We start from the raw sequence: 3,202 nt of genomic DNA on the forward strand, positions 1-3,202 counted from the left end.
AGGCTGAGGCTGAGGCTGAGGCTGAGGCTGAAAATTCATCATTCTTTCGCCTTCCAGACCATTGGGCATCACCTCTGCTTTGTCTGGAACAAAAAGGAAAGATCACCATATCCGTTTATGTCATTTTCCTGATGCAGGCAGGCTGTCTATTTAAAATAAAATATCGCTTCGCCTGATCTGAAAAACGGTTCCACATGCCGCTTGTCGGTAGACGATGGCATTTAAGGGCAGATTCCGAAGTGGCGTTTGCAAATCTCCCTACTTCAAGTGGTTTGGGTGTGCCCCTCATGGCAGGTGGGTCACGGTTCGAGTACCAGCCTGCCATCTTATGACGTATCATGAACAACATGCGCGGCTGTCGGATCTGGCAGGTCAGGTGGCTGAAGCCGGCGCATGACACACCACTCTTTCCCTCGGCCATGGTCATATTGCTTTGATGAGCGCAGTGTTCTGCCGGGCTTTCTGACGAACATCGCGATGCTCCTGAACATCGGCCCTGCAGCAAGTCAATTGCAGACAACCTTGAGGAACATCGCAACCTGCCGGCGCTGGCTCGCTACGCGGACGTCCTCAACATGCTGCCAGTCGCCTGCAATTGCGACGTCACTGTGACGGAGGCATCCTCCGGACGGAGCAGGAGCGGCGACGGTGGAGGCGGTCCGGCACTGCCAATGCAACCGACAACATAAATACCTCCACCCGATGCAGATGCCCATCTGCCAGATCTCGATGTTCGGGAGGCAGCATCATTTGCACCAATCCTGCGCCAGCACGTTCGCCTTTCTAGTGGGGAAGCCACGTGCAGCGCCTTGGCTCGCGAAAACATCGTCTTTGCCGCCCTGCCAAGGAATAGGGCATGGGCCTTCGAAGGTTTGCGGGCCCACGCCTGTCGAACAATGCGCTACTGGGCTGCCACGTCCTGTTCACCATAGGCGCCGATTGCGTCAGCTACCATCTGCTGCGCCACATCTGCTCCGTCAAAGCCGTTCAACTCGACCACCTTGCGCCCTTCCGGCAACTGCTTGTACACGCGGAAGAAGGCCTCGATACGCTCTCGCTCGATGGTAGGCAGGTCAGCGATGTCCTGGATGTCGTCATAGGTCGGGTCGATGTCGCTGGCTGGAACGGCAATGATCTTGCTGTCCTCTTCGCCGCCGTCGATCATGTTCAGTACACCGATGGCGCGACTCCGGATGACTGCCCCCGGCACGACAGGTTCGCGGGTCAGGACCAGTGCATCCAGGGGATCGCCATCACCGGCCAGCGTCGAGGGAAGCGAACCATAGTTTGCCGGATAAACCACGGGCATCGATTGATAACGATCGACCAGAACATAGCCGAACTCGGGGTCGATCTCGTACTTGGTGAAACTGCCGGCCGGAATTTCGATGACCGTCAGGAATTCCGAGGTGTCGTCCTGCGGCTGCGGATAGGTGAAGGGATGCTGCATCTGCGCATGCGCGGCGCCAGACGACAGCAGCAGGGCAGCAAGGGCAAGAGTCTTCATGTCGGCTTCTCCTGTTCGTACCCGGTGCGGATAGGGCAGCGGAATGACGCTCGGATGACAGGGCAGTGACGTTACAATGACGCCAGTTGCGCGACCGTGTCCGGCATGCGCCCCAGTGAAGCATCGATCCGTTCACGCCATCGGGGCCCGCGGGCGCGCGCATCCTCCAACGCTTCGGCCAGATCGTCTGGCCGGTCATGACACAGCGCCGCGATCAGAAAGGCAGCCTGTGCGCGGTCCTTGGCCGACTTCATCCGGTCCTCGGCACGCCTGCGGTCGGCTACGATCAGCTTGTGGATGGCAAAGCGCTCCGGGCGCGGCACCTGCACCAAAACGCCGCTGCGATAGGAGATCGCGGCCGGGATCGGTTCAGCGATGAGGTAATTGAGGTGGTGCAGAGCCTGCGCCTGCACGCCAAGGGCGGGCAGGTCGCGCAGGCCTTCTTCGCCGAATGCCGGAGTCAGGAACTCGACCAGCGCATTGCCCTGCGTCTGGCGCCACCGCCAAGTCCGGCCGGGCTGAAGACTGGGAGCAGGGGCAAAGTCGAAATCGGCCAATACCTGCTGGACAGGAGGCGCGGCCGCATCCTCCAGCGCCAAGGACAGCCGTTCGAAACTGGCAATGTCCAGATCATCGGTTTGTGCCGTTTGTTCCAGCGACAGGCGCAGGTTCAGTTCCCCTTCGTAAAGCCGGAAGGCGTGGGTGCCGACCACGGTACCCCCAAGGCGGAACACCCCAGCCGTTGCAAGGGCCGCCATCAGGCTGCCGCTGGTCGGATCCAAGCCCAGGAACCCTTCGGCACGCAACAGGCGCACCAGCCGCGCGCGATCACGACGGCGTTGCTCGACAGGGATGCGATCCTCGCGCAGTGCCTGCATCCGGGCGGCCAGATCCGGGCCGTCCTCACCCAGGTAACGCTTGCGCACTTCGGTTCCGACGCGGAAGCTGTCATACCAGTAGCCGCGCCCGTTGCGGGTCACCAGCGTCGGCGTGCCGCGAAGATCACGCAGTCCCTCGTCACGCAAGGATCGCAGCAGGTCGTGATAGGCTGCATGGGCAAGGGCGGAATGTCTGCGCATGGATCCTGCATAAAGAACAGCGATATCCACCTCTGAATACGGTCGTGTTCAACATACCGCAAGACTGTTGAACAAAGGCACAGCGCAGGTTCTCTTGACCCGACAAGGCCGTGCCCGCACAATCGCAGCCCCTGCCATGACCGGAAGACCAGCCCATGTCCGATGCTTCAACCGCTTCCGCCCCGCCTTTGCGAGTGGTCATCATGGGCGTGTCGGGCACAGGCAAGACCTCGATCGGGCAGGCGTTGTCAGCACGGATCGGTATCCCCTATGTCGACGGCGATGACCTGCACCCGGCCAAGAACGTCGCCCTCATGGCCGCGGGCGTACCGCTGACCGACGACGATCGCTGGCCTTGGCTGGACCGCGTGTCCCAAGTGCTGGCCGATCGTGCCCCGGTGATGGTCGGCTGCTCGGCCCTGCGTCGGGTGTATCGGGACCGGCTGAGGGCCGGGGCGGGGGGGCCGGTCCGATTTCTGCACCTGACTGGTGCGCCCCAGATCATCGCCGCCCGCATGGCCCGGCGAGAGGGTCACTATATGCCACCCGCATTGCTGGACAGCCAGTTGGCCACGCTGGAGCCGCCGCTGCCGTCCGAAAATGCCCTGCCCCTCGA

Annotated in this window: 3 protein-coding genes; 1 reads left to right on the top strand and 2 read right to left on the bottom strand. The window is 61.6% G+C overall.

What is annotated here, in order from left to right; genetic code table 11:
• Positions 1 to 901: 901 nt before the first annotated feature.
• A complete protein-coding gene (locus ACLHHB_RS15865) occupies positions 902 to 1,507 on the bottom strand; it encodes an inorganic diphosphatase (RefSeq protein ID WP_410219251.1) in 606 nt (201 codons plus the stop codon).
• Positions 1,508 to 1,578: 71 nt separating this feature from the next.
• Positions 1,579 to 2,586, bottom strand: coding sequence for a GSU2403 family nucleotidyltransferase fold protein (locus ACLHHB_RS15870; protein ID WP_410219252.1), 1,008 nt, complete (start codon positions 2,584 to 2,586; stop codon positions 1,579 to 1,581).
• Positions 2,587 to 2,741: 155 nt separating this feature from the next.
• On the opposite strand from ACLHHB_RS15870, the gene ACLHHB_RS15875 reads away from it, so the two are divergent.
• Positions 2,742 to 3,202, top strand: a 461-nt coding sequence (locus ACLHHB_RS15875) for a gluconokinase (RefSeq protein WP_410219253.1), incomplete at its 3' end; no start/stop codon positions are given.

Origin of the sequence: Paracoccus sp. (in: a-proteobacteria) (assembly GCF_046462195.1) — a bacterium.
In the GTDB taxonomy this organism is placed as follows: Bacteria; Pseudomonadota; Alphaproteobacteria; order Rhodobacterales; family Rhodobacteraceae; genus Paracoccus.

Excerpts from the sequence above, each read along its gene's own strand:
- ACLHHB_RS15865 (WP_410219251.1), bottom strand. The coding sequence starts at position 1,507 with ATGAAGACTCTTGCCCTTGCTGCCCTGCTGCTGTCGTCTGGCGCCGCG.
- ACLHHB_RS15870 (WP_410219252.1), bottom strand. The coding sequence starts at position 2,586 with ATGCGCAGACATTCCGCCCTTGCCCATGCAGCCTATCACGACCTGCTG.